Genomic DNA, 23,971 nt, shown 5'->3' on the forward strand with positions numbered 1-23,971 from the left:
GGCCCCGATATCCGGATGCGGTGACGCGGCGACTCGGGCAGCATGGACGGTCGGGCCCGATCAGGGCTCCGGTCCGGGCAGGGTCCCTCGGCCCGTGCGTCCTCGCGGGCACGGGGGAGCCGTCACTCGCGGGCCGAAAGTATCCTGGGTCTCAGTATGGGAACGCCTCCTTTGACATCTCCGCTCTCCGAGCTGCACGCGCGCCTGCCCGAGCTCACCCTGCGTGACCAGCGGCGCCTGCGCCGCAGGCTCGACGGGGCCCGCAAGGTCAGGAACCGTGCCGCCCAGCAGAAGATCGCCGCGGAGATCACCTCCGACATCGAGCGGGCCGAGCAGCGGGTCGCCCGCCGCCGCGCCGGCGTTCCCGCGATCACCTATCCGGAGGCGCTGCCCGTCAGCAAGCGCCGGGACGACATCCTGGAGGCGATCCGCGACAACCAGGTCGTGATCGTCGCCGGTGAGACCGGCTCCGGCAAGACCACCCAGCTTCCGAAGATCTGCCTGGAGCTGGGCCGGGGCGTCAGGGGCCTCATCGGGCACACCCAGCCCCGCCGCATCGCCGCCAGGACCGTGGCCGAGCGCGTCGCCGAGGAGCTCGACACCCCGCTCGGCGAGGCCGTCGGCTACAAGGTGCGCTTCACCGACCAGGTGAGCGAGGGCACGCTGGTCAAGGTCATGACGGACGGCATCCTGCTGGCCGAGCTGCAGAACGACCGCGACCTCGACCAGTACGACACGCTGATCGTCGACGAGGCGCACGAGCGCAGCCTCAACATCGACTTCATCCTGGGCTACCTCAAGCAGCTCCTGCCGCGCCGCCCCGACCTCAAGGTCGTCATCACCTCGGCCACCATCGACCCCGAGCGCTTCTCCAAGCACTTCGGCGACGCCCCGATCGTGGAGGTCTCCGGCCGCACCTATCCCGTGGAGGTGCGCTACCGGCCGGTCGCCGAGGACGACGACCAGATCCAGGCGATCGGCAACGCCGTCGACGAGCTCTGCGCCGAGGGGCCCGGCGACATCCTGGTCTTCCTCAGCGGCGAGCGGGAGATCCGCGACACCGCCGAGGCGCTCTCCAAGCGCAAGGACGCCGAGATCCTGCCGCTGTACGCCCGGTTGTCCGCCGGCGAGCAGCACCGGGTCTTCCAGCGCCACACAGGCCGCCGGGTCGTGCTGGCCACCAACGTGGCCGAGACCTCGCTGACCGTGCCCGGCATCAAGTACGTCGTCGACCCCGGGTTCGCCCGCATCTCCCGCTACAGCCACCGCACCAAGGTCCAGCGCCTGCCCATCGAGGCGATCTCCCAGGCCTCGGCCAACCAGCGCAAGGGCCGCTGCGGCCGCGTCTCCGAGGGCGTCTGCATCCGGCTGTACGAGGAGGACGACTTCCTCACCCGGCCGGAGTTCACCGACCCGGAGATCCTGCGCACCAACCTCGCCTCGGTCATCCTGCAGATGACCTCGATCGGCCTGGGCGACATCGGGGCCTTCCCGTTCGTGGAGCCGCCCGACCAGCGCCAGGTCAGGGACGGCTACGACCTGCTGCTGGAGCTGGGCGCCTTCGACCAGGCCAGGCAGATGACCCCGCTCGGCCGCAAGCTGGCCGGGCTGCCGGTGGACCCGCGCCTGGCCAGGATGGTGCTGGAGGCCGACCGCAACGGCTGCGTCCGCGAGGTCATGGTCATCGCCGCGGCCCTGTCGATCCAGGACCCGAGGGAGCGCCCGGCCGACAAGCAGCAGGCCGCCGACGAGAGACACCGCCGCTTCGCCGACAAGGAGTCGGACTTCGTCTCCTACCTGAACCTGTGGGAGTACCTCCAGGAACAGCAGAAGGAGCTCTCCTCCAGCGCGTTCCGGCGACTGTGCAAGGCCGAGTTCCTCAACTACATGCGCGTCCGCGAGTGGCAGGACGTCTACAGCCAGCTCCGCCAGACCGCCAAATCCCTCGGCGTCGTCCCCGGGACGACCCCCGGGGACGAGCAGAAGATCCACATGTCCCTGCTGTCGGGGCTGCTCTCGCACGTCGGCGTCAAGGACATCGACAAGAAGACCGCCGAGGCCGGGGGCGGGCGCCGTCCCCCGAACGAGCCGCGCAGGCCGATGACCGAGTACATCGGCGCCCGCAACGCCCGGTTCGCGATCTTCCCGGGCTCGGCGCTGGCCAAGAAGCAGCCGCTGTGGGTGATGTCCGCCGAGCTGGTGGAGACCTCCCGGCTCTGGGCCCGGGTCAACGCCAAGATCGAACCCGAGTGGGTCGAGCCGCTCGCCCAGCACCTGATCAAACGCACCTACTCCGAGCCGCACTGGGAGAAGAAGCAGGGCTCGGTGATGGCGTACGAGAAGGTCACCCTGTACGGGGTGCCGATCGTGGCCCAGCGCAAGGTCAACTACGGCCGCATCGACCCCGAGCTGAGCCGGGAGCTGTTCATCCGGCACGCCCTGGTCGAGGGCGACTGGGAGACCCACCACGCCTTCTTCGCCGAGAACCGCAGGCTGCTCGAGGAGGTCGAGGAGCTGGAGGAGCGGGCCAGGCGCCGCGACATCCTGGTCGACGACGAGACGCTCTTCGACTTCTACGACCGGCGCGTCCCCGCCGACGTCGTCTCCGGGCGCCATTTCGACTCCTGGTGGAAGAAGGCCAGGACCGATCAGCCCGACCTGCTGAGCTTCGAGAAGTCGATGCTGATCAGCGAGACGGCCGGGGACGTCAGCAAGCGCGACTACCCCGACGTCTGGCGCCAGGGCGGCCTGCGCTTCCCGCTCACCTACCAGTTCGAGCCCGGCACCGACGCCGACGGCGTCACCGCGCACATCCCGCTGGCATTGCTCAACCAGGTCAACGTCGAGGGCTTCGACTGGCAGATCCCGGGACTGCGCGAGGAACTGCTCACCGCGCTGATCCGGAGCCTGCCCAAGCAGATCCGGCGCAACTTCGTGCCCGCGCCCAACTACGCCAAGCAGGTCCTCACCCGCGCCGAGCCCACCCGGGAGCCGCTGCTCGCGGTGCTGGAGCGCGAGCTGCTGAACCTGACCGGCATCCAGGTGCCCCGCGAGGCCTGGCAGCCCGACCTGGTCCCCGACCACCTCAAGATCACCTTCCGGGTGGTCGACGGCCGGAAGAAGAAGCTCGCCGAGAGCAAGGACCTGGCCGACCTCAAGCGCCGGCTCGCCCCCAGGCTCCGCCAGACCCTCTCCCAGGCCGCCGACGGCCTGGAGAGGTCCGGCCTGACCGGCTGGGCCATGGACGCGCTGCCCAGGACGTTCGAGCAGGGCAGGATGAAGGCCTACCCGGCGCTCGCCGACGAGGGCGCCACCGTGGCCGTGCGGATGTTCGAGACCGAGGCCGAGCAGCGCCGCGCCATGTGGGAGGGGACCCGCAGGATGCTGCTGCTGAACATCCCGTCCCCGGCCAAGAGCATCCTGGGAACCCTCGGCAACCAGTCCAAGCTCGCCCTCAGCCGCAGCCCGCACTCCGGGGCCGCCGCCCTGTTCGACGACTGCGTCACCTGCGCCGCCGACCGTCTCATGAGCGAGTACGGCGGCCCGGTCTGGGACAAGGCGGCCTACGCCGCCCTGCACGACAAGGTCCGCGCCGAGCTGTACGACACCACGGCCGAGGTGGTCGCCAGGGTCGAGAGCATCCTCAAGGTCTGGCACACCGTCTCGACGCTGCTGCCCGCCTCCCGCTCCACCCCCGCGGTCGAGGACATCCGCGAGCAGGTGGCCGCCCTGGTCCACCCGGGTTTCGTCACCGAGACCGGCTACGCGCGCCTGCCCGACCTGCTGCGCTACCTCAAGGGGGCCCAGCGGCGGCTGGAGAAGGTGCACGACGACGCGTTCCGCGACCAGGAGCGGATGGACAGGATCCACGACATCGAGGACGAGTACCACGAGCTGGTCGAGAAGCTCCCCCCGGGCCGCCGCGGTGACGACGACGTCCGCCAGATCCGCTGGATGATCGAGGAGCTGCGGGTCAGCTACTTCGCCCAGACCCTCGGCACCCCGTACTCGATCTCCGACAAGCGCATCCGCAAGGCGATGGAGAAGCTCTGAGCCTCGCCCGGAAGGGCGGGGCGGGCGAACCAGGCGCCGCCGGGGGGCGAGGGGACCGCGGTCAGAGGAAGATCGAGGTGTCGAGGTCGAAGTCGACGGGGGAGGGGATCCGGAGCGGCTTGCCCATCTGGGTGTGGGTGGTGGTCCGGTAGGTGCCCTCCTCGGGGTCGCTGAGGACCGTGACCATCGGCGGGGAGGCGACCGGATCGACGATCATCATGATCGGGACACCGCAGCCCGCGTAGATCCGGGGCTTGGTGGCGCGGTCGATCTCCATGCTCCCGGGCGAGACGATCTCCGCGACCAGGACGAGTCCTGAGGAGAGGATCTCGCGATCACCCCATAGAGGGGCGTTCAGCGGGACCAGGCAGTAGTCGGGGACGACGGTGTCACGCGGGCCTTCGACGCAGATGCCGACGTCGCCGGAGAAACTCTCCCAGCCGTTCCTGTCCTCCACGGGAATCAGGGCTCTGCTGAGTGATCTGACGATGCGTGCGTGCCGGGGGGCGGCGGAAGGACTCACGATCAGGTTCCCGTCGATGACTTCGGCCCTGAGGCCGCGGATAGGGGGAAGGGACTCGAAGATCTCCCTCGGGGTGCGAGGTAGCGGACGGTCGTCCGGCGCCGCGGGCCGGGCGGGTGGCTGGGGTGCGGTGCGCTGGGTGGATCGCTGAGACGCCGTCATCACCATCGACCTGTATCCCTTCGTGTCCGAACATGCACGCTGAGTATTCCATGCGGGGTCGCCCGAGCGGGGTGTGTACCGGCGTATACGATCGTGGGCCTGAACGAGGGGGAGATCGTGGTCCGGGCGCTGGTGTTCGACGTGGGCGAGACGCTGATCGACGAGACGCGCATCTGGTCGCGCTGGGCCGACCGGCTGGGGGTCACCCGGTTCACCATGCTCGGCGTGCTGGGCGGCATGGCCGCGCTCGACCGGTCGTTCGAGGACGCCTTCCGGCTGCTGCGGCCGGGGTTCGACGTCGAGGCCGAGCAGGAGGCGTGGAGGCGCGACGACCCGGACGGGCTGCGGGTGAACTTCGACGCCGACGACCTCTACCCGGACGTCCGTCCCGCGCTGACGGCGCTGCGCGGCCTCGGTCATCGGTTGATCATCGCGGGCAACCAGCCGCCGCAGGCGCGGGACGCCCTGCTGGCGATGGACCTGCCGGTCGACGCGATCCACACCTCCGACGGCTGGGGCGTCGCCAAGCCCGCCCCGGAGTTCTTCGCCCGCGTCGCCGAGGTGTCCGGGCGCGAGCCCGGCGAGATCCTCTACGTGGGCGACCGGCTGGACAACGACGTCCTGCCCGCTCGTGCGGCGGGGATGCGGACCGCGCTGATCCGCAGGGGCCCCTGGGGGCACCTGCACGCCGCCCGCCCCGGGGCTCGCGGGGCGGGCGGCGCGGATCACGTCGTCGACGACCTGCACGCCCTGGTCGCGATCCTCACCTGAGGGCCGCGCCCGCGGGCGGTCCGCGGCGGCGTCCGCGGGCCGCCTCGCCGCCCGCGGGCGGTCCGGCGACGGTTACAGCTCGCTCCACTGCGCGCCGACGCCGGCACCCGAGCGCACCGACGCCGGGACGCCGGCCGGCGGGTCGACCGTGTACGCGTAGAAGGTGCGCGGCTCGACGACCGTCCCGGCCGTCTCGGGCGTCCCGGAGTTCACGAAGATGTTGTTGCGCTGCACCGCCCGGCCCGGCCCGCTGTCGGCGTAGCCGCTCGCCGAGTAGAGCGGGTGCGGCACGTCCTGGAAGTAGTTGCCCTCCACGACCACGCCGGCGTTCTCGGTGGAGGCCACGCCGTACAGCTCGTTGCCCAGGAAGTAGTTGTTGAAGACGTGCACCGGCTCGCCGAAGCGGATGCGCGGGTGGCGCTGCCGGCTGTTGTCGAAGAAGTTGTGGTGGATCGTCACCTTCAGGTGGCCGATGTCGGTGCCCGCGGCGCCGTCGGAGTGGCTGATCAGCATGCTCTTGTCGGCGTGGTCGAAGTGGTTCCACGACACGGTGACGTAGTCGGCGCCGCGCACCACGTCGATGGAGCCGTCGACCGCGCCGGAGAAGGTGTTGTGGTCGATCCAGATGTGGTGCGACTCCCGGCCGACGTTGATGGCGTCGTCCTCGGCCTCGGTGAAGCGGATGTTGCGCACGATCACGTTGTAGGACCGGTAGAAGTCCAGGCCGCCGCCGGTGATGTGACCGGAGGTGCCCACCCCGATGATGGTCTTGTTGGGCCGCACCCCCTGCTTGCTGGAGATCTCGATGGTGCCGGCCACCCGGATGATCAGGGTTTCCTTGCTGTCGATGTACTCCAGGAACGACGCGGCGTCGGTCACGGTGACCGTACGGCCTCCGGCGCCGCCGGTGGTGCCGTTCTGGCCGAGGGCGTTGACCGACGCGAAGCCGATCGGCGCCGCCGCCAGGGCGGAGCCCGCGGCGGGGGCGGCGGAGGTGGCGCTCGCGCCGGCCGGCACGAAGGAGAGGGCGGTGGCCAGTACGGCGGTGGCCGCGCCGGCGCGCAGGGCCGCGCGCCGGGAGACGTGGCCGGTGAGGGGCTGGGGCATGGCGTCTGCCTTTCGGAGGCGGGGAGGGGGAGGTGGTGCGGAGGGGCCGCCGCCCGCCGGGGCGGGAGGCCGGGGGGTTCCGGGGGCGGCGGCCCGGCCCGTCAGCAGCCGATCTTTCCGACGCCCACGCCGGCGGACACCTTCGCCGGGACGGTCGCGGGGTCGTCGACGGTGTAGGAGTAGTACGTGCGCGGCTCGACGACCGTGCCGGCCGTCTGCGGGGTGCCCGAGCCGACGTAGAGGTTGTTGCGCTCGACCACCCGGCCGGGCCCGCTCTTGTCGTAGCCGACGTAGATCGGGTGAGCGACGTTCTGGAAGTAGTTGCCCTCGACGAGCAGGCCGGCGTTCTCGGTGGAGGCGATGCCGTACAGCGCGTTGTTCCGGTAGTAGTTGTTGAGGACGTGGACCGGCTCGGCGAAACGCACCCGAGGGTGGCGCTGGTCGGTGCCGTCGAAGAAGTTGTGGTGGTAGGTCACGCGGAGCTTGCCGATGTCGGCCGTGTAGCTGTCCGAGTGGCCCAGCAGCGCCGACTTGCTGTGGTCGTGGAAGTGGTTCCACGAGACCGTGACGAAGTCCGACTCCCGCTTGATGTCGAGCAGGCCGTCGTAGCCGTCGGAGAGGTCGTTGTGGTCGATCCACACGTGGTGCGCCTTGTTGGTGACGCTGATCGAGTCGTCCTCGGCGCCGGTGAACCGGATGTTCCTGATGATGACGTTGTTGCCCGGCCGGGTGGTCGAGCCGAGCTGGAGGCCGCCACCGGTGATCTCCGCGGTCGTGCCCACGCCCAGGATGCTCTTGTTGGCGACCACGGTCAGCATGCCGGAGACCTGGATCCGGCCGGAGACCTGGATGATGTACGGTCCCGGGCGGCCGACGTAGTCCTTCAGGGCCGCGGCCGTGTTCACGGTGACGACGGGGCCTCCGGCGCCGCCCGTGGTGCCGTTCTGGCCCAGGGCGTTGACCGACGCGAATCCCCCGGGGGTGCCGGTGCAGGCCGCGGTGGCGGCCCCGGCGGTACCCGCCGCCGCACCGGACCCGGCGGCCCGCTCCGATCCGGAGACGTCGGCGTGGGCCGCGCCGCCCACGCCCGCGAGCGCGGCGACCAGGAGGGCCGCGGCGGTGGTGGAACGGCGGCGCCTCGCGGCGGGACGGTCGAGGTGGTTGATGATCATTTTCGTCTCCATCAGATCTTCCCGACGCCGGCGCCGGCGGGCACGATGGTCGGCACCGCGGACGCCGGATCCGGGGCGTAGGAGTAGTAGGTGCGCGGCTCGGTCACCGTTCCCCGGGTCTCGATGGGGTGGTTGCAGTCGACCAGGATGTTGCCGCGCTCGACCAGGCGCCCGAGGTCGCCGCTGAACTCGACCCGGCCCGGGTTGTTGACGCTGTAGAAGTAGTTGTTCTCGACCAGCACCCCGGCGTTGTAGGTGGACGCGATGCCGTAGCTGTTGTCCCGGTAGTAGTTGTTGTAGACGTGCACGACGTCGGCGAAGCGGACCCGGGGGTGGCGCTGGTCGGAGGCGTCGAAGAAGTTGTGGTGGTAGGTGACGTGCAGCCTGCCGATGTCCTGCGGGCCGGCGTCCTCGTCGTGGGAGAGCAGCAGCGTCTTGTCGTGGTCGTGGAACCTGTTCCACGAGACGGTCACGAAGTCGGAGCCGCGCTTGATGTCGACCGCGCCGTCGTCCCCGTTGGAGAAGTCGTTGTGGTCGATCCAGATGTGGTGGCTGAACATCTGCACGTTGATCATGTCGTCGGAGGCGCCGGAGAACGCGATGTTGCGGATGATGATGTTGTGCACGGCGTTCGCCGGGGGCGAGGTGACGGAGTCGCTGACCGGCAGGCCGATGTTCAGCCCGCCGCCGACCAGCGCGGCGTTCGCGCCGACCCCGATGATCGTCTTGTCCGAGGCGACGTTGTACATGCCGTCGTTGGAGCCGGTGGGCAGCGTGATCCTGCCGCTCACCCGGATGACGTACGGCCCCGGGCGGGAGATGTAGTCGAGGAACTGCGCGGTGGTGGTCACGGTGACCGTGGGCCCGCCGGCGCCGCCGGTGGTGCCGTTCTGGCCGAGGGCGTTGACGGTGGCGAAGCCGACCATGGCGTCGACCGGGTCCGCGAGACGCGCTCCGGTCTGCGCGGTGGCGGTGGTGGTGCCGGTCAGCGCGGCGATCAGCAGGGCGATCGCGCCCAGGACGAGCGTCGTGCGCGGACCGCGCCGGAAGAAGGGGGCGGCGGCCGGGGAGGGGCCGGTCGGTGCCGCCGGAGCGGGCCGCGGGGCCGGTGGGGGGGTGGCGGGGAGGGGCATGTGTTCTCTGCTCTCTGCACGCCGCGGTCGCGGCGGCATGCTGTCAGGCGGCGTCGGCCGGGAGAGGAGTACGGGGCCGCGACGGGCGGCGCGGGTGCGCGGGCCGTGACCGCGGGGAGTAGGGCGGAGACGGCGGGTGCACCGCAACGGTGAGGGGTGCGTCCGGCCACGTGACCGTGCTCGCCGACCGGGGCCGGTTCGCCCGGGAGGTGAGACCGCGGTGTCGCGGGACGCGAGGCGGGAGTGGACACCGCGCTCGGGAGAGAGAAGGTGCGGATCAGAGGGCGACCATGGCATCACCACCTCGTGGCGAGAGGACACCTCCGGGCGGATGCTCCGGAAAGCGCTTTCCCAACAGGGGCGAGTTTATGTTTCCCACAGGTTTCTGTCAACGATCCGGCTGTACGGGAATCGGCCGCCGGGGGTGCTCCGAGGGCTCTCGCGTCACCCCGCCGGACGGCGCTCCCAGGGCGTTCCGCCGTCCCGGGCCGTCACCGCCCGGGAGGGCGGAACACCCCGGGACGTGAAACACCCCCGGCCCCCGCCGGTGAGGCGGGGTCCGGGGGTGCCGGGCTCACGACGTCCGTCGCGGGATGGAACGTCCCGGTACGCGGCGTCCGCCACCGGATCAGACGTCCCGGTACTCGATGTCCGGCTCGATGTGCACGGCGCGTTCCTCGGCGGACAGGTCGTCGTCGTCCGGGCCCACGTCCGTGGCGTACTCCTCGGCCGTCCGGTCCGGGCTGCCGCCCTCGTCGGGCGCCACCAGGCGGAAGTCCTCGCGCGGGGGCCGCTCGTGGTCCGGCAGCTCCCGGCGGAGACGTTCGTCAAGGGTGTCACGGTGCCTGTCGTCGTGTTCGACGACCTCGTGGTTGAGCCCGCGGTCGTCGGTCCACTCCGCGACCTCGATCGCCTGCTCGTCGCTCAGACCCTCGCGGTCTGGAGGTAGTTCGCTCATACCGCGGCCCTACCCGTTTGCCGTCGCTAATCACCAGGTCAGCCGTTCACCGGGAACGGCCGGTCGTCACGGGGGTCATTCGGCGGTCTCGTCGGAGCCGCCCGCCAGGTAGTGGGGGTGACCGTCGGCCCTGGCCAGGCGCGCCGTGCGCAGGCGCGCGGAGGTGCTCGACGGCAGGAGCGCGATGCCCTCCTCCCAGGGGAAGAACGCCACCTCGTCCAGTTCCTCGGCCTGGACCCGTATCCGGGAGGGATCGGCCACGACGCCGCCGTCGAACAGGAAGTTGACCAGCGGCCGGGGGCGTTCCCCGAGCGGTGGCGACCAGTGGACCACGAGGAGATCACCCGGCTCGACGGACAGGCCGAGCTCCTCGACGATCTCGCGCGCGGCGCAGTCGTGGGGAGCCTCGTTCTCCTCGGTGATCCCCCCGGGGAAGTTCCAGCCGGGCCGGTAGTTGGGTTTGACCAGCAGTACCCGGTCGTCGGCGTCGGTGAGCAGCATGCTGGCCGAGATGAACACGCTGGGCAGGGTGGCGAACCACGCGGCCGGTTCGAGGTAGGTCTCGCTCATTCGGATCACGCTACCGCCGCCGGCGAGGCGGCACGGGCAGGACCGGCTCCGCTCGTCCCGGTCAGCCGAGGGTCTTGACCAGCAGCTCGAACTCCAGGTCCTCGCGGGTTGGCACGCCGAAGCGCTCGTCGCCGTACGGGAAGGCGGACCTCTCGCCCGTGCGGGTGTAGCCGCGGCGCTCGTACCAGGCCAGCAGTTCCTCGCGGAGCGAGATCACCGTCATCCGCATCTCGGTCACGCCCCACTCGTCGCGGGCGAACCGCTCGGCGTGGGCCAGGAGCGCCCTGCCGATGCCGCCGCCCTGCAGGGTGGGGCGTACGGCGAACATCCCGAAGTAGGCGTGTCCCTCCTTGCGTTCCACCTGGCAGCAGGCGACGACCTCGCCGCCGGACTCCATGAGGAGCATGCGGCCGTCCGGCCCCCGCACCGCGTCCGTCACGCCCTCGGCGTCGGTCCGCTGCCCGTCCAGCAGGTCCGCCTCGGTGGTCCAGCCCGCCCGGCTCTGCTCTCCCCGGTACGCCGACTGGACCAGGGAGACCAGCGTGGGGACGTCCTCGTCGGTGGCGACGCGGACGGTGGGCCGCGTGACCTGGGAGGCGCCGTTCATGGGACTCGATCCTTCCGCCATGGGCGAGATCGTACGCGCGGACGTCGCGCGGACCGGAATCCGGCGGGGACGGTCCCGGCGGGATCGGTGACGACGGCAGGACCGCGGGCCCCGTCAGGGCCGACGACGACGGCGGGACCGGTGCGACGGAGATCATAGGTCGTTCCAACGATTCTGTTAGGGTGGCCGTTCGTGGAATCACCTCCGAGCCGCCTGTCCGCCAAGCCGAGCTGGCTGATCACCCAGCTGGCCGTGCACGCGCGGCGGCTGGTGTCCGCGGGGTTCGCCGAGGCGGACGCGCGCGGGTACCACTACCGCCTGCTGGCCGCCCTGCACGAGTTCGGGCCGATGAGCCAGGCCGTGCTGGGGCGCCGGTGCAGCGTCGACCGCAGCGACGTCGTGAACGCGATCAACGAGCTGACCGAGCAGGGATCCGTCGAGCGCGCCCCCGACCCCGCCGACCGCAGGCGCAACACGGTGACGATCACCGACGAGGGCCGGTCGCGGCTGCGCCGGATGGACGAGGTGCTCGACGGGGTGCAGGACGACCTGCTCGCCCCGCTGTCGGCCGACGAGCGGCGCCTGCTGATCGCGCTGCTCGGTCGGCTGCTGGACCACCACTCCGGGCAGGCCCCGGGCGGCGGCGCCTGACCCGATCGGACCGTCCCGCGGGATGAGGCGTCCCGGCCGGGATCAGGGGACGAGGGGAAGGTCGCGGCGGGCCCGTTCCAGGTCGGTCTCCCAGATCCACAGGCGGCGGGCTGGCGGGACCCGGTGGTAGCCGTACAGGCCGGTCTCCCGCATGGTCCCCAGGTCCACGCACACCCGTTGGAACGCCTGCCGGATCGCCGCCTCCGGGCCGTCACGGAGATCGCCGGAGCCGAGCTTGACGCAGGCCCGGTACTCGTACCCCAGCAGCAGGTCCTCGCCGAACCGCGCCCACGCCCCGCGCCGTCCGGCCCAGGCCGCCTCCGCCTCGGCCAGCAGCAGGTTCAGGTCGGCGGCCGAGGGGAGGGAGGGGTAGATGAGGAAGGTCGCCGCCCAGCCGGAGGCGACCATGTCGAGGTTGAAGGTACGCCGGCGCGGGTCGCCGCGCGGTGGCAGCGGGTCGGCGGCGGTGCCGGTGAACCAGGGCGCGGTGTAGGCCAGCAGGCGGCCGTTGCCCTCGATGAGCTCCCCGGTGGCGATCACGGCCAGCTTGCGCTGCGAGCCGTCCGGGCGGGTCAGCCGGGCGGTCACCGCGGCCTGGTGCTCGGCCGCCGCGGCCTTGCCCGCGGCCTGGTGCCGCGCGGCCGCGTCGGGGGTGATCCTGGAGGCCAGGTAGGCGCGCAGGTCCTCGGGCAGGGCGTCGTAGGTGCCGTCCAGCAGCCGTACCCGGGCGCGCTCCAGGGCCGCCTGCGCGGTGGGAGGACTGCCGCCGTACGCGCTCTCCGGGGTGTCGATCGACACCATCCGGATCGCCATCGCGATCGTGGGGGTGTCCCCGTCGGTGACCCCGAGCAGCCGGTAGTCGTTGGCGGGCCTGCTCGCCCCGGCGAAACCAAGATCGACCATCATCGCCCTCCGGAACGGGAGCCCCTGAAGGAACCGTCACGGGTCCCGTACGCCGACGTCTTCGCGGGTCGAGCCGGGTCGCTGCGCGCGGGGATCGATCCGCCGGAAAAGTAACGACGAACTCACGTAAGTCGCTTATTTATCTTTTCCCGGTTGTGGTGCATTTATCACGCAGTTCTCCACGAGGATCTCGTGAAGGAGATATGGAATGATATTTCCTTTAAAAGGTATATATGTCGAGAACCCATCTAAAGTAGGGCGGGGGCCGTTCCTGCGGCCGATGCGGGCGCGTGTCGTCGCGGCCTAGCGTCGCTCCCATGACGGCGAACGTTCCCCACGACCGGCGGCAGGAGCCCCGGCCGGCGGACCCCGATCCTCACCCCGGCACCGGCACCGGCCGGGAACCGGGCCTGGATCCCGGCTCCGACCCCGGCCCCGACTCCGATCCCGATCCCGATCCCGGCCCCGGCCGGAAGCCGGGCGGCGAGCCGGGGACGGCGCGGCGCATCGCCCCCGCCCTGGGGCTGTTCCTGCTGTCCCCGCTGGTCGCCGAGTACCTGCTCGGCAACGTCCCCGCCTCCGAGCTGTGGGGCCTGCTCCTCCTCGCGCCGATGTACGGCGGTGGCGCGATCATCATCCGCGAGACGGTACGGCGCACCGGACGCGGCTGGACGACGATCCTGCTGCTGGGAGCCGCGTACGGCCTGCTGGAGGCGGGCCTGATCGACCAGACCCTCTTCAACCCCGCCCCGCTGTACGAGGGCGACGCCTCGCACGCCACCTTCGTCCCGGCGCTGGGCATCAGCGGCAACAACGCCCTCGGCTTCCTCGCCGGGCACGCGATCTGGAGCATCGGCGTCCCGATCGCCCTCGTCGAGAGCCTGGTGCCCCGTCGCGCGGCGGTTCCCTGGCTGGGCAGGTTCGGCCTCGCCGTCACCTCGGTCGTGTTCGTCCTGGGATCGCTGCTCATCTTCAGCGGCATTCACGACGAGAGCGGGTTCATGGCGTCGGCACCGCAGCGGATCGCGACCGCCGTCATCGTGACCCTCCTGGTCGTCGTCGCGTTCGCGACGGGACGACCCCGCTCGTCCGCCGGACGTCCCGGTGCTCCCGGTGCTCCCGGCGCGCCCGCAGGGCCTCCCCGCCCGGCGAGGCTCCTGCGGGCACCGGCTCCGTGGCAGGCCGGGACGGCGGTGTTCGTCACGTCCGCCGTGTTCGTCGCCCGGCCGGAGAACCGGTGGGGGATCGCCATGGGCGTCGTGCTGCTCGCCGCGGCGACGGTAGTGATCATCCGATGGTCGCGGGACCGGGACTGGGGCGCGGCGCACCGGCTCGCGGCGGCGGGCGGGGCCCTGCTGACCTACTCGTGCCTCGGCTTCCTGCTGCTGATGCTGCACGACGTCGCGACCGTCACCAACCTGGTCGCCCAGGGGTTCCTCGTTCTCGGCACGCTCGCCCTCTTCCTGACGGCTCGCGGGACCGTGCGCCGGGCGTCCGGTGCGGTGCCGGGAGGGACGGCCGTCGCGCCGTGAGCCCACCGGCGCCCGTCCCGGAGTCCGGGACGGGCGCCGACGGGCAGAGGGTCAGGGCCGCACGCGGAACGGCCCGGTCACCTCGTAGGTGATCCCGCCGGTGCCGGCCGAGGACCCGGAGGTGCCGCGCTGGGAGGAGAAGTACAGGCGCGAGCCGTCCGGGGAGAACGCCGGGCCGGTGATCTCCGAGGAGGACTGCCCGGGCAGCCGCAGGAACGGCGCCACGACCCCCTCGCCGGTGATGACGTTGATCTCCATGTTGCCGCCGTCCTCGGCGACGAACAGGTCGCGGCTGGTGGGCGCGCCGGTGATGTTGTCCACCCCGGTCAGCGGGGCGGTCCCGCCGGTCACCAGGGAGTCGTCGTAGGCCAGGTCGAGGCTGGAGGCGGCGGCGTCGTACGCCCAGACCCGGTTGTCGCCCTTGGTGGTGAAGTAGCAGACGCCGCGGTCGTACCAGCAGCCCTCTCCGCCGTCGAAGTGCTTGGCGGCGGAGACCTGCTTGCGCGTCGCGATCGGGAAACCGTCGCGGTCGGGGATGTCCTGCCAGGTCACCGGCCCGGTCACCTGCGCGGCCGGGGCACAGAGCACCTGGAGCCTGCCGGTGCGCAGGTCACCCCAGGTGTCGGGGACGAACCGGTAGAAGCAGCCGTCGCCCTCGTCCTCGGTGAGGTAGACGACCTGCCGCACCGGGTCGCAGGCGGCGGCCTCGTGCTTGAAGCGGCCCATCCGGGTGCGCTCCTCGGCGGAACGCCCGCCGGCGGGCCAGGTCTCGAAGACCCGTCCGAGCGGGACCTCCTCGCACGACAGCCAGGTGCCCCACGGCGTGGCGCCGCCCGCGCAGTTGACGTTGCTCCTGGACAGGATGCGGTAGGCCGAGGTGATGGAGCCGTCGGCGGCGAAGCGCACTGCCGAGGCCCCGCCGACGAGAGGGACCTCCGAGTTGGACACGTAGATCCAGCCGCTGCCGTCGGGGAAGCACGCCCCGCCGTCCGGCGCCGGGTGCCAGGTGTACCCGGCGACCCGCTGCCCGGAGCGGGCGATCACCCGGCTGGTGAACCCCGCGGGGAGCTCGACACCGTTCGCGTCCGCGGCCCGCAGGTCACCGTACGGGCTGGGCCCCGGCTGGGCGACGGCGCCGAACGCCTGCCCCCACAGCGCTCCGGAGAACGCGGCACCTCCCACTCCGACGACGGTCGCGCGTAACAGCGTTCGACGATCCATCATTCCTCCGAGTCAGGCCGTAGGTCATCGAACGGAACGTAGAACGCCGAGGCCGCCTTGACCACCCCCTCCGGCGTGAACGAGAGGTGATCTTTCAGGGCCCGCGCCACGACCCGGATCAGGCGGTGGTGAGGGAGCGGTCGCGGTTGACGAGGGCGGCGTAGGGGCCGTCGGAGGCGAGGAGCTCGTCGTGGGTGCCGCGTTCGACGACGCGGCCGTGGTCGAGGACCACGATCTGGTCGGCGTCGCGGATCGTGGACAGCCGGTGGGCGATCGTGATGGTGGTGCGCCCGCGTGACAGGGTGTCCAGGGCCTCCTGGACGGCGCGCTCGGTCTGGGTGTCGAGGGCGCTGGTGGCCTCGTCGAGGATGAGCACGGGCGGGTTGCGCAGCAGCGTCCTGGCGATGGCCAGGCGCTGCTTCTCCCCGCCGGAGAAGCGGTAGCCGCGCTCGCCGACCACGGTGTCGTACCCGTCGGGAAGTGACGCGATGTGGTCGTGGATCCGGGCGGCCCGCGCGGCGGCGACGAGTTCCTCGTCGGTGGCCGAGGGCCTGGCGAAGCGGAGGTTGTCGGCGATCGAGGAGTGGAACAGGTAGGTCTCCTGCGAGACCACGCCGACCGTCTCGGCCAGGGACTCGAAGGTCAGCTCACGCACGTCCACGCCGTCGATGGTGATCCGCCCGCCGGTCACGTCGTACAGGCGGGGGAGAAGGTAGCTCAGGGTGGTCTTGCCCGAGCCGGTCTCGCCGACCACGGCCAGGGTGGTGCCGGCCGGGACGGTGAGGTCCACGTCCGACAGGGCCGGGGTCTCGCCGTAGGAGAAGTCGACGTGCTCGAAGCGGATCTCGCCGCGCACGCTCTCCGGTGTACGGGTGCCGGGGTGGATGTCCACCTCCAGGTCCAGGTACTCGAAGATCCGGGCGAACAGCGCCAGCGAGCTCTGCACGTCGACGCCGAGCCGCAGCAGCGAGACGGAGGGCCGGAACAGGCCCGTCTGCAGGGTGGTGAAGGCGACCACGGTGCCGATGGAGACGGCCGAGGTCAGGCCGGTGGACCAGTAGATCACCGCGGGCATGGCCGCCATGATGATCTGGATGGTGGACTGCCGCCAGCGCCCGGCCATGCTGGAGCGGACCTCCAGGTCGGCCAGTTCGTCGGAGGCGGCGGAGAAGCGGCCGGCCAGCTCGGGGCCGCGCCCCATGGTCCGGCCGAGCAGGATGCCGCTGATCGACAGCGACTCCTGGACCATCGACGACAGGGCGGCCATCTTCCGCTGCCGCTCGGAGGTGATCCTGCGGCGCTCCCGGCCGACCCTGCGGCTGATCGCGACGAAGACGGGGAGCAGCGCAAGCGAGATGAGGGTCAGCCGCCAGTCCAGCACCAGCATCGCGATGATCGTCGCCACCACGGTGGTCAGGTTGGAGACGATCGAGGCGGCGGTGGAGGTGACCACCTGCTGCATGCCGCCGATGTCGCTGGCGATGCGCGACTGCACCTCGCCGGTCCGGGTGCGGGTGAAGAAGGCCAGGGACATGCGCTGCAGGTGGCCGTAGACCGTGGTGCGCAGGTCGTGCATGACGCGCTGGCCGACCCCGGTGGAGATCATCGTCTGGATCACGTCGAGCACGCTGGTGACGACGGCCACCGTGACCATGCCGAGCGCGAGCAGCGTCAGCAGGCCGGTCCTGCCGTTGGGGATGGCGTCGTCGAGCACCTCGCGGAGCATGAACGGCGAGGCCAGCGAGACGAGCGAGGAGACCCCGATGAGGGCGCCCACGACGGCCAGCCGTCCCCGGTAGGGGCGGAACAGGCCGACGACGCGCCGCAGGGGAGCGCGGGGTTCGTCGTGCATACGTGATGTTTCGTGCCGCAGGGCACTCCCGGTTGGTTCCGTCATGGAACTCCTTTCCGATGTTTACTCAAACAGAGGTTACCTCTCATTCATTCCCGGACGCGCTGGGATAGGTTCGGCGCTGTGGAGACGGAACTGGCCGATCTGGTGCACGGCGTCGGCCGCCGGCTGCGGCGCGGGTACGGCGAGCGGCTGGGCCCGCTCGGTCTGAGCCCCGGCCAGGCGCGGGCGCTGAGGGTGATCGTCGAGTCCGAGCCGCCGCTTCGGATGGTGCAGCTCGCCGAGAGGCTGCGGATCGTGCCGCGCTCGGTGACCCCGGTGGTCGACGCCCTGGAGGAGGCCGGTCTGGTCCGCCGCGAGGTCGACCCGGCCAACCGCCGCTCCACCCTGCTGGTGGTGACGGCCGGGGGACGCGAGCTGTACGAGCGGGTACGCGAGGAGCGCAGGCGGGTGGCCGAGGAGCTGTTCTCGGTCCTCACCGCCGAGCAGCGCGACCGGCTCAGGGAACTGCTGGGCACGGTCGACGCCCAGTCCGCCTGACCGGCCGGGCGCGGTGGCGCTCACGCCGGTCCCGGTCGTGGCAGGACCGGTCCCGGGGCGCGGTTCCCGCGGGCTACGGCTCTCAGTCGGTACGGTTGAAGCGGGCGACGGCCAGGGCGAGCATCAGCAGGCCCGCGCCGCCGACCAGCAGCAGTTCGAGGGCCACCGGGACGGTCCACCCCGACCAGGACACCCCGGGGCCGTACACGGCCATCACCTCGGGCGGGACCGTCAGGTGGGCGAAGACGACCTGGCGCGTGGGGTCGACCGCGTACGTCAGCGGGTTGAGCAGCGTCAGGGTGTTCATCCAGCCGGGCAGGCCGGTGAGCGGGAACAGCGCCCCCGACAGGTACATCAGAGGCATGATCGCCATCTGTGCGATCCCCTGGAACGACTCCATGCTGGTCATCCGCGCGGCGACCAGCACCCCGAAGGCCGACATGGTGAAGCCGGTCAGGAACATCACGCCGACGAGCCCGGCGATCATGATCGGGTCGTAGGGGACGCCGACCAGCCCGGCCATGGCCACGATCACCAGGCTCTGGAGCGTCGCGACCAGCGCGCCGCCGAGGACCTTGCCGAACACGATCGCGGTACGGCTCACCGGCGCGACCAGCATCTCCCGCAGGAAACCGAACTCGCGGTCCCAGACGATCGATGAGGCCGAGAACATCGCGGTCAGGATCACCGTCATCGAGATGACGCCGGGGAACATGAAGGTCTTCAGGTCGACGCCGTCGGGGACCCCCGGCATCAGGGCCCCGAACCCGGTGCCGATGATGAAGATCCACATGAAGGCCTGGAAGAGCATGGCCGTGACGCGCTTGCCGTCGGTGGCGAAGCGGATCATCTCCCTGCGGAGGACCACCCGCACCGCGCGCAGGTTGTGGGCGGCGCCGCGCAGCGGGACGCGGGCCGGGGGAGTCTCAATCGCGGCCATGGACCGTCACCTCTTCGCCGCGGACGTCACCGGAGTCGTCGCCGCCCGCGCCGTTCGCGAGAGACGTGCCGTTCACCTCACCGCCGGGAACACCGGGAGTGCCGGGAACGCCGGGAGGGTCGGGAGTGCGGGGAACAGCGGGAGTGCGGGCAACGCCGGGAACGTCGGGAACGCCCCTCGCGCCGTCCTCGGGGCCGGTACCGCCCGTGCCGTCGGTGCCATCCGTGCCATCCGTGCCGTCGGTGCCGCTCGCGCCGTCCTCGGCGTCGCGGATGGTCGAGCCGGTGTAGGCGAGGAAGACGTCGTCCAGCGAGGGCCTGGTCATCTGCACCGACCTGATGGGCACGCCGAGCCCGGAGAACAGGCGCGGCACGAACTCCTCACCGCTGGGCACGGAGAAGACGAGCCCGCCGTCGCGCGGCGCGACCTCCACCAGGAAGCGTTCCCGCAGTGCCGTCGCGGCGGCCTCGTCGTCCTCGGTGTGGATGCGGATCCGGTCCCTGCCCACCGTGGCCTTCAGCGCCTCCGGGGTGTCCAGCGCCACGACGGAACCGTGATCGATGATCGCGATGCGGTCGCAGTACTCGGCCTCCTCCAGGTAGTGCGTCGTCATGAAGACCGTGATCTTCTCCAGCTCGCGCAGCTCGGCGATGTAGCCCCAGATGGCCACCCGGGTCTGCGGGTCGAGCCCGACCGTGGGCTCGTCCAGGAACAGCACGCGGGGGGAGTGCAGCAGGCCCCGGGCGATCTCCAGGCGCCGCCGCATGCCGCCGGAGTAGGTGTGCACGCGGTCGTGGCGGCGCTTCCACAGGCCGACGATGTCCAGGACCCTCGTCATCCGGTCGCCGATGGCGTGCCTGGGCAGGCCGTACAGCTCGGCGTGGAAGCTCAGGTTCTGCGCGCCGGTGAGGTAGCCGTCGACGGTCGGTTCTTGGAAGACCAGCCCGATGTCGCGCCTGACCTCGTCGCGCTGCCGCACGATGTCGTGCCCGCCGACGGTCGCGCTGCCGCCGGTCGGCCGGACCAGCGTGCACAGCATGTTGATCGTGGTGCTCTTGCCCGCCCCGTTGGGGCCCAGCAGGCCGAACACCTCCCCGGGCGCCACGTCGAAGTCGACGCCCTTGACGGCCTCGATCCGCCCGTACTCCTTGCGCAGTCCCCTGACGGACACCGCCGCTTCGTCGTCCATCTCAGCGCCTCCCGCGGGGAGAGAAGAACGGCAGGAAGGACGTGCCGGTCCCGGCGGCCTGCGACATGGCGAGCAGCACGCCCGCCCCGCCCGTCGCCAGGTCCATGGAGAGCCGGAAGCCGTTGGTGCCGGGGAAGGCGAGGTGCCCCCGGAAGGAGACGGCGTGCCGGCACAGGTCCCGCAGCCGGCGGTCCATCGCCTGCTCGTCGTCGGCGCCCAGCCGGGAGAGCACGGCCACCTGGCCGGCCGTGCCGCGGAAGAGGTCGGACTGCAGCGCGACGCGCGTCCGGCATGCGCGCAGCAGGCCGGGCAGGCTCGCGCGGATCCTGTCGTCCTCGCGGTGGGCGAGGAACTCGTCGGCGACCAGGGCGATGCCCGCGCTGCCGACGTCGAGGTAGGGCATCGTGCGCACTCCCGCCTCCTCGGCCACGAGCCCGCCGTCGGCGGTCGTCACGCACCGGTCGAGGTCGAGGCCCACGGCCAGCGCGGCATGGTCGAGGTGGCCGGGGTCACCGGTCCGTTCGAACATCCGGATGAGGAACAGGGCCACCCCGGACCAGCCCCGCATCAGGCCGGGCTCCACCGGGCGGGTGGGGGCGGGCAGTCCCGGGCCGCGGGCCGTGCCGGGATCGCGGCGCCGTACGGCGTCCGCCAGCCGGTCGGCGACGGTCAGCGCCGTCGCCAGCCGGTCGCGTCCCTCCGGCAGGTGGGCCAGCGCCGCGCCGATGCCCGCGAACCCGGAGAACATCGAGATGTTCGCGCGGTCCGGCACCGGATGCCGGTCGAGCAGCTCGGCCGCCTCGTCCGGGTAGCCCAGGTGGTCGAGGACGTGGACGAGGCCGGCCGTGCCGTCGTAGAACCCCGGGCGGCGCGGGGTGGTGCGCCGTACCGCGTCGATCAGCCAGCGCTCGTGCTCCGGACGGCGGCCGTGGCCGGTCACGTCCAGCGCCCACAGCACCCCGGCCGCGCCGTAGGCCAGGCCGAGCCCCCCGGACAGGAACTGGTGGACGTCACCGGGGAACAGGCGGTCCTCCCGGTCGGGCGTGGCGGAGGCCAGGATCCCCTTCGCCAGGGACGCGCGCACCGCCTCCCAGTCGACGACCGGCGCGTCCAGGTCGGGACGCGCCTGCTCGGGACGCTCCTGTTCGGGCCGCGTCCGGCCGAGGGGCGCCGGAGAACCCGCGGAGGTCACGGAAGCCACGGACCCCGCGGGGCTTCCAGGGATCCCGGGGCTCCCGGAATCCGGTGGGATCGGGGAGGCACCGGGGGGCGCCAGGTGGGACAGGATCGTCCCGGCCCAGTCCGCGGGCACCGGGAACTCGTCGCACATCAGCCGGACGAACTCGTGGACCTTGTCCGGCTGAAGTGCGGTGATCTTGCTGTACGGCAGGAACATGGCCAGGCGTACCGCGGCCAGGGCGTGCAGGTCGCGGTCGGCACCGCTCTTGTCGCGGCTGCCGAACCCCGTCGCCGAGAGCCCGGGCCGCCAGTCGGCGTCCGTCGCATCGAACGCCAGTTCGAAGTCGACGAGTGCCACCGACTCGTCCGGCCGGACGATGACGTTGCCCAGGTGGAGGTCGCCGAACACCACCCCGCGCGCGTGCACGGCGGTGATCAGTTCCTCGATCCGCTCCGAGATGCGCACCGCCCTGCGGGTGTAGGCGGCGATCTCCTCCTCGGTCGGTTCCGCCCTGGTCACCCAGGGGTGGGCGGTCCCGCACCAGACGTTCAGCGGCTGGCCGTCCATGTACTCCTCGACCAGGAAGCGGTGCCCGGCCACGTCCAGCTCGTCGTACAGCTCGGGGATCCCCGGGATGCCGCGCAGCGCGGTGAGCGCCCAGCTCTCGCGGGCCATCCGGGTGATCGCGTCCTGGTGGTTGGCGTCCACCGCGGTGTCCGGGCGGGCCTCCTTGAGCACGACCTCCCTGTCGTCGGTGCGCCGGGTGGCCAGGTAGACGCCCCCGGCGTTGGAGAAGTGCAGGGCCCGCCGTACGAGGTAGGGAAGCTCGGCACCCGCGCCGTCGTGGCGGGAGTCCAGGTGCGGCCGGAGGAACTCCGGCAGCTCCACCCACTTCGGCGGATCGAAGACCGGCCTGCGCCGGTCGGGCAGCAGGGTGCCGTCGGGGTGGCGGATCGCGAAGACGGTCTCGCCGTGCTCGTCCACGCACGTCATCTCGGTGAAGCCGCCGTAGCGGACGAACAGCGGCCCGGTGCCCCAGCGCAGGTCGCTGAGGATGTACGGGCCCGGCTCGCCGTCCAGCTCGGCCGAGAGCTCCGTCAGCACCGACCGCAGCTCCTCCTCGTCGCGCGGGTAGATCGTGACCAGCTTCCCGCTGGAGCCGCGCGGGGAGTACTTGGCGTTGAAGACGAGCAGCATGTTGCGGTCACGCAGGTGCTTGAACGGGATGCCACGTTCGACGCAGTGGTCCCAGGCGGCCGAGCAGAGCCGGTCGGCGTTGTCCAGCGTCGCCGAGAGATGCACCTTCCAGCCCTGTTCGGCGGTGGCCTGATCGGCCGGTCGCAGCGAGACCCAGACGCCGCGCTCCTTGCGCACCCAGCCCTCGGGGACGGCCGCGCGCGACACGGCGAGCTCGGCGTCGCCGATGAAGCCCACCCCTCCCGACCAGCGCGTGGGCTCCTCGAAGAAGAGCGGGTCGGCCAGAGTGTAGATCTGCATCATGTCCTGCATGCGTGGTGCTCCCTATCGCGTGCCCGCTGCTGCGTGCCGTCCCGGCCGTGTCCGCCGCCTCGCCGCCTCGCCGGAACCGGCGGGTCCCGTACGGCCCCGGCGGGGGACCGTCCGGCTAGACCGCCTCGGCCTCGGCCGCCCGTGACCCCTCGGCCGCCCGTGACCCCTCGCCGGACAGGGAGCCGCGCAGTTCCTCCAGCATTCCGATCACCGTCGAGAGCGGGGGCGCCCCCGCGGCGTCGCGGCGCCCGGTGGTCAGGCTCGGTACCGCCTGCACCGGCGAGACCACGACGTTGCGCCGTTCGGCCAGGGTCGCCAGGTGCCGCTGCAGGGTCGGGTTGTCCAGCGCGCCCGGCGGCAGCGAGGGGGCCACCGCGATGGGGGCCGAGGTGCACTGCAGCATCAGCAGCGCGGGGGTGTCGGCCAGCCCGAGGGCCAGCCTGGAGATGAAGTTCACGCACGCCGGGTAGACGACGACGCTGTCGCTCCACTCGGCCAGCCGCACGTGCAGCGCGTCCGGCCGCGTCTCCTCGGGCCAGCGGTCCGGGACGACCTCGCGCCGGACGAGCACGCTCAGCGCCTGGGCGCTGACGAAACGCTCCGCGCTCGTGGTCAGGACGACCTGCACCTCGAGGTCGCGGTACGCCGTGGTCAGCCAGTTGAGCCAGAACGGCAGGTACATCGCGGCGATGGCGCCGGTACCGATCACGAGCAGCCGTTCGCCGCCGAACTCGGGGGGTGGTCTGCGGCCGGTCGGGGTGTCGGTCACCGCGCGTACTCCTTGGGCCTCGTGACGAGCTTCCTGAGATGACGGATGAGCGCGCGCAGGCCCTTGGGCCGGGCGTCAGGTCCCTCGACCAGCCGGGTGAGGACGTCGGCGCCCTGCTTCTCCCACATCCGCCGGTAAATGGCGTAGAAATGCACGTCCCACAGGCGTCCCCGGAAGAACATGTGCTCGGGGAGGGTCGCCTCCTTGGGAATGAGGTCTCCGACCCAGCCGAGCCGGTCGATGCTGGCGTCCGTGGTGACGAAATAGACTTTCCTGACGTTCTCCCAGGTGGCGAACGCGTAATTCACGAGAAGCATCATCGCCTCACCGCCGAGACCGTACCGCGCCTTGTCGGTGTCGGTGAATATGCCGACCTGGATGTGCCCGGCCGGGTCCATCTCGTGCAGGGTCCCGAACCCCACGGTCTCTCCGGTGTGCCGCAGCTTGATCGCGAAAAGTGCAGAAATATCCTGCTTTTTCATCTGCTCCACGAACACCTTGAGCGGAGGCATGCTGTGCAGTCCCAGGCCGAGGAGAAGCTCGTAGAGGGCGACCCCGTCCGACACGTCCGCGATCGCGAGCGTCGTCCGCTGAGTCTCGACATGGGGAATGAGCACGACTGTGTCACC

The 23,971-nt window shown here is 71.4% G+C and carries 20 protein-coding genes; 5 read left to right on the forward strand and 15 right to left on the reverse strand.

Annotated elements, in window-relative coordinates; genetic code table 11:
• The first annotated feature begins 156 nt into the window (after positions 1-156).
• Positions 157-4,053 (forward strand): ATP-dependent RNA helicase HrpA, encoded by a 3,897-nt coding sequence (hrpA, locus tag ACZ6RT_RS01295; RefSeq protein ID WP_470151754.1) that lies wholly within the window; start codon positions 157-159, stop codon positions 4,051-4,053.
• A gap of 61 nt (positions 4,054-4,114) precedes the next feature.
• Here hrpA and ACZ6RT_RS01300 read toward each other — a convergent pair whose 3' ends face one another.
• Positions 4,115-4,744, reverse strand: a complete 630-nt coding sequence (locus ACZ6RT_RS01300) for a Uma2 family endonuclease (RefSeq protein WP_470151756.1) — start codon at positions 4,742-4,744, stop codon at positions 4,115-4,117.
• Positions 4,745-4,831: 87 nt separating this feature from the next.
• On the opposite strand from ACZ6RT_RS01300, the gene ACZ6RT_RS01305 reads away from it, so the two are divergent.
• Positions 4,832-5,509, forward strand: a complete 678-nt coding sequence (locus ACZ6RT_RS01305; RefSeq protein WP_399186910.1) for an HAD family hydrolase — start codon at positions 4,832-4,834, stop codon at positions 5,507-5,509.
• A 72-nt stretch (positions 5,510-5,581) separates the two neighbouring features.
• On the opposite strand, the gene ACZ6RT_RS01310 is transcribed toward ACZ6RT_RS01305, so the two are convergent.
• The 6 genes from ACZ6RT_RS01310 to ACZ6RT_RS01335 all read right to left on the reverse strand — a co-directional run bounded on the left by ACZ6RT_RS01310 (position 5,582) and on the right by ACZ6RT_RS01335 (position 11,077).
• Positions 5,582-6,616: a polysaccharide lyase family 1 protein gene (locus ACZ6RT_RS01310; RefSeq protein WP_399186909.1), complete on the reverse strand. Its 1,035-nt coding sequence runs from the start codon at positions 6,614-6,616 to the stop codon at positions 5,582-5,584.
• Positions 6,617-6,717: 101 nt separating this feature from the next.
• Positions 6,718-7,788, reverse strand: a complete 1,071-nt coding sequence (locus tag ACZ6RT_RS01315) for a polysaccharide lyase family 1 protein (RefSeq protein WP_399186908.1) — start codon at positions 7,786-7,788, stop codon at positions 6,718-6,720.
• An 11-nt stretch (positions 7,789-7,799) separates the two neighbouring features.
• Complete coding sequence (locus ACZ6RT_RS01320) at positions 7,800-8,921, reverse strand: polysaccharide lyase family 1 protein (RefSeq protein WP_399186907.1); 1,122 nt, start codon at positions 8,919-8,921, stop codon at positions 7,800-7,802.
• A 628-nt stretch (positions 8,922-9,549) separates the two neighbouring features.
• Positions 9,550-9,879 (reverse strand): DUF5709 domain-containing protein, encoded by a 330-nt coding sequence (locus ACZ6RT_RS01325; RefSeq protein WP_399186906.1) that lies wholly within the window; start codon positions 9,877-9,879, stop codon positions 9,550-9,552.
• A gap of 75 nt (positions 9,880-9,954) precedes the next feature.
• A complete protein-coding gene (locus ACZ6RT_RS01330) occupies positions 9,955-10,449 on the reverse strand; it encodes an NUDIX domain-containing protein (protein WP_399186904.1) in 495 nt (164 codons plus the stop codon).
• Positions 10,450-10,510: 61 nt separating this feature from the next.
• Positions 10,511-11,077, reverse strand: coding sequence for a GNAT family N-acetyltransferase (locus ACZ6RT_RS01335; RefSeq protein ID WP_470151760.1), 567 nt, complete (start codon positions 11,075-11,077; stop codon positions 10,511-10,513).
• Positions 11,078-11,248: 171 nt separating this feature from the next.
• Between ACZ6RT_RS01335 and ACZ6RT_RS01340 the strand changes: the two genes are divergently transcribed.
• Positions 11,249-11,707 (forward strand): MarR family winged helix-turn-helix transcriptional regulator, encoded by a 459-nt coding sequence (locus tag ACZ6RT_RS01340; RefSeq protein ID WP_470151761.1) that lies wholly within the window; start codon positions 11,249-11,251, stop codon positions 11,705-11,707.
• A 42-nt stretch (positions 11,708-11,749) separates the two neighbouring features.
• Here the strand turns inward: ACZ6RT_RS01340 and ACZ6RT_RS01345 are convergent, their stop codons facing one another.
• Positions 11,750-12,613 carry a hypothetical protein gene (locus ACZ6RT_RS01345; RefSeq protein ID WP_399186901.1) on the reverse strand — a complete coding sequence of 288 codons (864 nt, stop codon included), beginning with the start codon at positions 12,611-12,613 and terminating at the stop codon, positions 11,750-11,752.
• A gap of 314 nt (positions 12,614-12,927) precedes the next feature.
• Here ACZ6RT_RS01345 and ACZ6RT_RS01350 point away from each other — a divergent pair, with 314 nt between their 5' ends.
• A complete protein-coding gene (locus ACZ6RT_RS01350; RefSeq protein ID WP_470151763.1) occupies positions 12,928-14,142 on the forward strand; it encodes a hypothetical protein in 1,215 nt (404 codons plus the stop codon).
• A gap of 51 nt (positions 14,143-14,193) precedes the next feature.
• On the opposite strand, the gene ACZ6RT_RS01355 is transcribed toward ACZ6RT_RS01350, so the two are convergent.
• Together ACZ6RT_RS01355 and ACZ6RT_RS01360 are read right to left on the reverse strand one after the other, a co-directional pair.
• Positions 14,194-15,366, reverse strand: a complete 1,173-nt coding sequence (locus ACZ6RT_RS01355; protein WP_470151764.1) for an alkaline phosphatase PhoX — start codon at positions 15,364-15,366, stop codon at positions 14,194-14,196.
• Between the two features lie 115 nt (positions 15,367-15,481).
• Positions 15,482-17,215, reverse strand: coding sequence for an ABC transporter ATP-binding protein (locus ACZ6RT_RS01360; protein WP_470151766.1), 1,734 nt, complete (start codon positions 17,213-17,215; stop codon positions 15,482-15,484).
• Between the two features lie 123 nt (positions 17,216-17,338).
• Between ACZ6RT_RS01360 and ACZ6RT_RS01365 the strand changes: the two genes are divergently transcribed.
• Positions 17,339-17,755, forward strand: coding sequence for a MarR family winged helix-turn-helix transcriptional regulator (locus tag ACZ6RT_RS01365; RefSeq protein WP_399186896.1), 417 nt, complete (start codon positions 17,339-17,341; stop codon positions 17,753-17,755).
• 82 nt (positions 17,756-17,837) lie between these two features.
• Here the strand turns inward: ACZ6RT_RS01365 and ACZ6RT_RS01370 are convergent, their stop codons facing one another.
• The 5 genes from ACZ6RT_RS01370 to ACZ6RT_RS01390 all read right to left on the reverse strand — a co-directional run bounded on the left by ACZ6RT_RS01370 (position 17,838) and on the right by ACZ6RT_RS01390 (position 23,959).
• A complete protein-coding gene (locus ACZ6RT_RS01370) occupies positions 17,838-18,695 on the reverse strand; it encodes an ABC transporter permease (RefSeq protein ID WP_470151768.1) in 858 nt (285 codons plus the stop codon).
• Positions 18,682-19,884 (reverse strand): ATP-binding cassette domain-containing protein, encoded by a 1,203-nt coding sequence (locus ACZ6RT_RS01375; protein ID WP_470151770.1) that lies wholly within the window; start codon positions 19,882-19,884, stop codon positions 18,682-18,684. Before ACZ6RT_RS01375 ends, ACZ6RT_RS01370 begins: the two co-directional genes overlap by 14 nt.
• A 1-nt stretch (position 19,885) precedes the next feature.
• Positions 19,886-22,573 (reverse strand): class III lanthionine synthetase LanKC, encoded by a 2,688-nt coding sequence (lanKC, locus tag ACZ6RT_RS01380; protein ID WP_470151771.1) that lies wholly within the window; start codon positions 22,571-22,573, stop codon positions 19,886-19,888.
• A 115-nt stretch (positions 22,574-22,688) separates the two neighbouring features.
• The gene (locus tag ACZ6RT_RS01385; protein ID WP_470151773.1) at positions 22,689-23,342 is read right to left on the reverse strand and encodes a flavoprotein; all 654 of its coding nucleotides are present in this window, start codon (positions 23,340-23,342) and stop codon (positions 22,689-22,691) included.
• Entirely contained in the window at positions 23,339-23,959 is a 621-nt protein-coding gene (locus ACZ6RT_RS01390; RefSeq protein WP_470151775.1) for a GNAT family N-acetyltransferase, read from the reverse strand. The genes ACZ6RT_RS01385 and ACZ6RT_RS01390 overlap by 4 nt, the downstream gene beginning before the upstream one ends.
• Between the last annotated feature and the right edge of the window lie 12 nt (positions 23,960-23,971).

This window comes from Streptosporangium sp. NPDC050148 (assembly GCF_055586505.1).

Bases quoted from the DNA above. Each gene is read 5' to 3' on its own strand.
- ACZ6RT_RS01345 (WP_399186901.1), bottom strand. From the start codon at position 12,613: ATGATGGTCGATCTTGGTTTCGCCGGGGCGAGCAGGCCCGCCAACGAC.
- ACZ6RT_RS01375 (WP_470151770.1), bottom strand. From the start codon at position 19,884: ATGGACGACGAAGCGGCGGTGTCCGTCAGGGGACTGCGCAAGGAGTAC.
- ACZ6RT_RS01300 (WP_470151756.1), bottom strand. From the start codon at position 4,744: ATGGTGATGACGGCGTCTCAGCGATCCACCCAGCGCACCGCACCCCAG.
- ACZ6RT_RS01370 (WP_470151768.1), bottom strand. From the start codon at position 18,695: ATGGCCGCGATTGAGACTCCCCCGGCCCGCGTCCCGCTGCGCGGCGCC.
- lanKC (WP_470151771.1), bottom strand. From the start codon at position 22,573: ATGCAGGACATGATGCAGATCTACACTCTGGCCGACCCGCTCTTCTTC.
- ACZ6RT_RS01335 (WP_470151760.1), bottom strand. From the start codon at position 11,077: ATGGCGGAAGGATCGAGTCCCATGAACGGCGCCTCCCAGGTCACGCGG.
- ACZ6RT_RS01320 (WP_399186907.1), bottom strand. From the start codon at position 8,921: ATGCCCCTCCCCGCCACCCCCCCACCGGCCCCGCGGCCCGCTCCGGCG.
- hrpA (WP_470151754.1), top strand. From the start codon at position 157: ATGGGAACGCCTCCTTTGACATCTCCGCTCTCCGAGCTGCACGCGCGC.
- ACZ6RT_RS01315 (WP_399186908.1), bottom strand. From the start codon at position 7,788: ATGATCATCAACCACCTCGACCGTCCCGCCGCGAGGCGCCGCCGTTCC.
- ACZ6RT_RS01360 (WP_470151766.1), bottom strand. From the start codon at position 17,215: ATGCACGACGAACCCCGCGCTCCCCTGCGGCGCGTCGTCGGCCTGTTC.
- ACZ6RT_RS01350 (WP_470151763.1), top strand. From the start codon at position 12,928: ATGACGGCGAACGTTCCCCACGACCGGCGGCAGGAGCCCCGGCCGGCG.
- ACZ6RT_RS01325 (WP_399186906.1), bottom strand. From the start codon at position 9,879: ATGAGCGAACTACCTCCAGACCGCGAGGGTCTGAGCGACGAGCAGGCG.
- ACZ6RT_RS01330 (WP_399186904.1), bottom strand. From the start codon at position 10,449: ATGAGCGAGACCTACCTCGAACCGGCCGCGTGGTTCGCCACCCTGCCC.
- ACZ6RT_RS01355 (WP_470151764.1), bottom strand. From the start codon at position 15,366: ATGATGGATCGTCGAACGCTGTTACGCGCGACCGTCGTCGGAGTGGGA.
- ACZ6RT_RS01310 (WP_399186909.1), bottom strand. From the start codon at position 6,616: ATGCCCCAGCCCCTCACCGGCCACGTCTCCCGGCGCGCGGCCCTGCGC.